General features: G+C 67.3%; 5 protein-coding genes. All 5 read right to left on the reverse strand.

Annotated features, from left to right (window positions below; translation table 11 throughout):
* Positions 1 to 1,349: NAD(P)/FAD-dependent oxidoreductase (locus tag ACTIAO_RS13680; protein ID WP_441906772.1), on the reverse strand; the 1,349-nt coding region annotated here is incomplete at its 3' end.
* 35 nt (positions 1,350 to 1,384) lie between these two features.
* Positions 1,385 to 2,698: a S8 family serine peptidase gene (locus tag ACTIAO_RS13685; protein WP_441906773.1), complete on the reverse strand. Its 1,314-nt coding sequence runs from the start codon at positions 2,696 to 2,698 to the stop codon at positions 1,385 to 1,387.
* Positions 2,695 to 3,213, reverse strand: coding sequence for a DUF501 domain-containing protein (locus ACTIAO_RS13690; RefSeq protein WP_441906774.1), 519 nt, complete (start codon positions 3,211 to 3,213; stop codon positions 2,695 to 2,697). The genes ACTIAO_RS13685 and ACTIAO_RS13690 overlap by 4 nt, the downstream gene beginning before the upstream one ends.
* A gap of 40 nt (positions 3,214 to 3,253) precedes the next feature.
* Positions 3,254 to 3,769, reverse strand: a complete 516-nt coding sequence (locus tag ACTIAO_RS13695) for an FtsB family cell division protein (RefSeq protein WP_441906775.1) — start codon at positions 3,767 to 3,769, stop codon at positions 3,254 to 3,256.
* A 50-nt stretch (positions 3,770 to 3,819) separates the two neighbouring features.
* The coding region (gene eno / locus ACTIAO_RS13700; protein WP_441906776.1) for a phosphopyruvate hydratase at positions 3,820 to 4,473 on the reverse strand (654 nt) is incomplete at its 5' end.

Below are 4,473 nucleotides of genomic sequence, written 5' to 3' on the forward strand. Positions count from 1 at the left end.
GGCTTCGCGGGAGCAGCATCCGTCGTCGGGCGCGGACGCGCGGCGAACTCCTGGAAGAACGCGTGCGGCTGCTGAACCTTCTCGAGGTTCACGATGTCGCGGTCGAGCCACAGGTTGTGCCACCAGCCCCACAGCACACGCCACTTGCGCTCCCACGTCGGCATGGCGAGACCGTGGTAGCCGCGGTGCGCGACCCAGGCGAGGAAGCCCTTGAGTGCGATCTTGCCGGACTGGAAGACACCGGTGCCGAGGCCGAGGCCGGCAACAGCACCGAGGTTCTTGTGGACGTAGTTCACGGGTTCTTCGCCACGCAACACCGCGACGAGGTTCTTCGCGAGGCGCTTGGCCTGGCGCACGGCGTGCTGTGCGTTCGGTACGCAGAATCCGCCGACGCCGCCGCCGGTGAGGTCGGGAACAGCCGACACGTCGCCGGCGGTCCAGGCTCCTTCGACGACATTCGCGTCTGCATCGATGACGCGCAGCGTCGCCTCGGCGCGGATACGACCACGCTCTTCGGTGGGAAGATCTCCCGCGCGAACGACCTGCGGGTTGGCCATGACGCCTGCGGTCCAGACGATGATGTCGCTCGGGATGACCTCGCCGGTCGAGAGCTCGACGTTGCCGCCGACAGCGCCGGTGACCTGAGTGTCGAGGTGAACGCTCGCACCCCGCTTGGCGAGGTCCTTGAGCACCCACTCGCTGGTGGCCTGCGAAACCTCGGGCATGATGCGCCCCATGGCCTCGACGAGGTGGAAGTGAGTCTCATCGAACGAGAGCTGCGGGTAGCGCTTGAGCAGGGCCGAGGCGAACGAACGCAGCTCGGCGAAAGTCTCGATGCCTGCGAATCCTCCGCCGACCACGACGACGGTGAGCAGACGCTCGCGCTCAGGACCGGCGGGAAGCGCCGCGGCCCGATCGAAGTTCGACAGCACCTTGTCGCGAACCCAGACGGCCTCTTCGATCGACTTCATGCCGATCGCGTTGTCAGCGATACCGGGGATCGGGAAAGTGCGCGAGACTGAACCGGCCGTGACGACGATCTGGTCGTACTCGAGCTCGTACGGCTCGCCGTCGGCGGGAGTGATGGTCGCGACCTTGCCGGCGTGGTCGATCTTGGTGACCTTCGCCGTGACGACATTCGTGCGCTTGAGGTGGCGGCGCGTCGATACGACCGCGTGACGCGGCTCGATGGAGCCGGCGGCGACCTCGGGCAGGAACGGGAGATACGCCATGTACGACAGCGGATCGACCATCGTCACTTCTGCTTCGCCCTTGCGGAGGTGCTTCTCGAGCTTCCACGCAGTGTAGAAGCCCGCGTAGCCACCACCGACGATCAAAATCTTGGGCACAGTGCGGTTCTCAGGCACAGAAGGACAACTCCTCGTCAGGCTGCTGGCGTGCGTTGCTTGCGCGCCGATCGGATGCGCCGGGCCGCTGCGGTGACGCCTAGCCCAACAAGAATACCAGGGACTGTGAGTGCTATGAGCGGAAGAGTGCCGTAACGCAGTGATTCTGCGCTCGGCATCAGCGGAGAACCCGCCTCGGTCGGCGCGTCAGCGGCTGGCAGCGGGGGAATCTCGACCGGTGTCGCCTCGGGTTCGGGAGCGGGCGCCGCATCGGCGCGACGGTACAGCCGGACCCATTCGGCAAGGTCGCCCATCGGATTCTCATCGACGAGAGGAATGGATGCCGCCACCGCCGCCGCCGCGTTGAGGAGCCCGTACCCGTAGAGCTTGTCGGGCACCTCCGTGACGCCCGGCACAGGGGTCGCCGTCGCGATCACGCGGTTGATGACATTCGCGGCATCCAGTTCCGGGTGCGCCGAACGGACCAGAGCCGCGACGCCCGCGACGATCGGAGCTGCACCACTCGTTCCGCGCCAGCCGGTGAGCGTGCCGTCCGCTGAGACGCCCAGCAGTCCTTCGCTGGGGGCTGCGATGCCGATCGTAATGCCCTGTGTGGATGCCTCGACGCTGGCCGTTCCGTTCTGATCGACACCGCCGACGGTGAGCACTCCGGGGATCGTCGCCGGTGCACCGACGACCGATGTGCCGCTGCCCCGGTTTCCCGCCGCGACCACGACGACGACGTCGTGCTCGTACGCGTACAGGAAGGCGTCGTCCCAGCTCTTGTCCCAGTCCAGGGTGTTCGTCGTGAATGACATGTTGATGATGTCGGCCCCGTGATCGACCGCCCAGCGAACGCCCTCTGCGACCTGATCCGCGAACGGCACGACGGCTGCCGCGCCGAAACCGATCGACACGGACAGCAGATTCGCCTCGGGTGCCACGCCGATCATGCCCGTGCCATCCGCCTTGCCGCGCCCCGCAGCAATAGATGCCACCCACGAGCCGTGATCGGGATCGACGGTGCCGACGGGCGAACGGCCGTCAGGTGCTCCGCTGCCGGATACATCGACGCCGTCGATCACCGCGTCGCCGAAGACGGCCGGCACCTTACCGATTCCGGTATCGATGACCGCAATCGTCACACCCTCGCCGCGCGTGGTCTGCCACGCCTGGCGGATATCTGCGGTGTCGAGCCAGTACTCGAGTGCACGGACGGGGTCCGACGGCTTGTCTGGGATGGGCACCGGAACGGGAGTAGGCGTCGGGGTCGCGGTTGCACCGGTGAGCAGGATGGATGCCACGACTACCGCGCCGGCGACAGCCCCCCGCAGCATCGCGTTCACCGTCATCGTGTCGCGGCTCCCGGGTCTTCGCACTGGCAGCGCTGCGGCGACCAGCTCGAACGCTCGAGTGCGGCGTCGCCGAGGGGATTCACGCCGGGTCCCGCGGCCAGAGCGTGGCCGGCGAGGGCATGCAGGCACTTGACGCGGGTGGGCATTCCACCGGCGGAGATTCCCGCGATCTCCTCGACCTCGCCGAACTGTGCGCGGTCGGCGAGATATGCCTCGTGCGCTGCACGGTATTCGGACGCGACGTCTTCATCGTCGAGCATCGCGGTGAGCTCGGGCATCACCTGGGTCGCCTCGAGCGTCGACATCGCGGCGGTCGCCGCGGGGTGCGTGAGGTAGTAGAACGTGGGGAACGGGGAACCGTCATCCAGACGAGGGCTCGTGGCGACGACGGTGGGGTTGCCGCAGGCGCAGCGCGCCGCGATCCCGACGACCCCACGGGCCTGGCGTCCGAGTTGCGCGGATACCACGTCGATCTCGGCGGGGGTGGGCAGGGCGAAAGGCGGCGTCGTCACCCGATCAGAATACGGGTGCCCGCTGTGGAATGTCCTGGAATCACTCCGCCGGGCTGGCGTTCTGGGCGAGGCCGGCGCCGGTGACCGAGCGCAGCAACTGCGGCATCCAATCGGCTGGCGTCTCGGTGAGATTCTCGCTGACCGGCGCCTGCTCCTGCGGGAGGGACGCGGGGTCGAGATCGTTGTCGACGAGGTAGACGACCTCGCCAGGCTTGACGTAGTACAGCCGCTCGCGCGCCTGAGTGGTGATGTACGCCGGATCTTCCCAGCGCTCCTGCTCCTGTTCGAGTGCCTTGATCTGCTCGGCGCTCACCTGCACGGATGCTTCCAACGCCGCGATCTTCTGACGCTGGTCGATGTAGGTCCCCAGCGTCGGGACGAGCACCCAAGCGCCGAGGATCACCAGCGACAGCATGATCACCATGAACCCCGACAATCGGATGCCGGAGGCCCACTCCCGCACGTCGACCTGGGCACCCTGCCGGCGTTGACCCGCCTGTGCACTCTGGCCGGCCGGCGCCGACGGAGCAGAAAGGGGAGCCGGACGTCTCGCCATGGCTCCCCCTTCTGTCGTGTCTCAGCTGTGCGTGCGCGTCAGCGTGACGCTCAACCCTGGAAGCGGGGGAACGCCGCACGGCCGGCGAACTCGGCGGCCTCCGCGAGGTCCTCCTCGATGCGCAGAAGCTGATTGTACTTCGCGACGCGCTCGCTGCGAGCGGGCGCACCGGTCTTGATCTGACCGGCGTTGGTGGCGACGGCGAGGTCCGCGATCGTGGTGTCCTCGGTCTCGCCGGAGCGGTGCGAGAGCATCGCGGTGTAACCGGAGCGCTGCGCGAGGCTGACCGCGTCGAAGGTCTCGGTCAAAGTGCCGATCTGGTTGACCTTCACCAGCAGCGAGTTGGCGACGCCGCGCTTGATGCCGTCGGCCAGGCGCTGCGGGTTCGTGACGAACAGGTCATCTCCGACGAGCTGAACCTTCTTGCCGAGCGCGTCGGTGAGGGACTTCCAGGCATCCCAGTCGTCCTCGGCGAGAGCATCCTCGATCGTGACGATCGGGAAGTCGGCAACGAGTCCCTCGTAGTACGAGATGAGCTTGTCGGCTGTCCAGTCCTTGTTCTCCAGGCGGTAGACGCCGTCCTTGAAGAACTCGGTGGCGGCGACGTCGAGGCCCAGGGCGATGTCCTCGCCCGGGGTGAAACCGGCCTTCTCGATGGCCTTGACCAGGAAGTCGAGGCCCTCGCGGTTGCTGGGCAGGTCGGG

This window comes from Microbacterium sp., from assembly GCF_052099035.1.
Lineage (GTDB): Bacteria > Actinomycetota > Actinomycetes > Actinomycetales > Microbacteriaceae > Microbacterium.

Coding starts and splice junctions, on each gene's coding strand:
- ACTIAO_RS13685 (WP_441906773.1), bottom strand. CDS start 2,698: ATGACGGTGAACGCGATGCTGCGGGGGGCTGTCGCCGGCGCGGTAGTC.
- ACTIAO_RS13695 (WP_441906775.1), bottom strand. CDS start 3,769: ATGGCGAGACGTCCGGCTCCCCTTTCTGCTCCGTCGGCGCCGGCCGGC.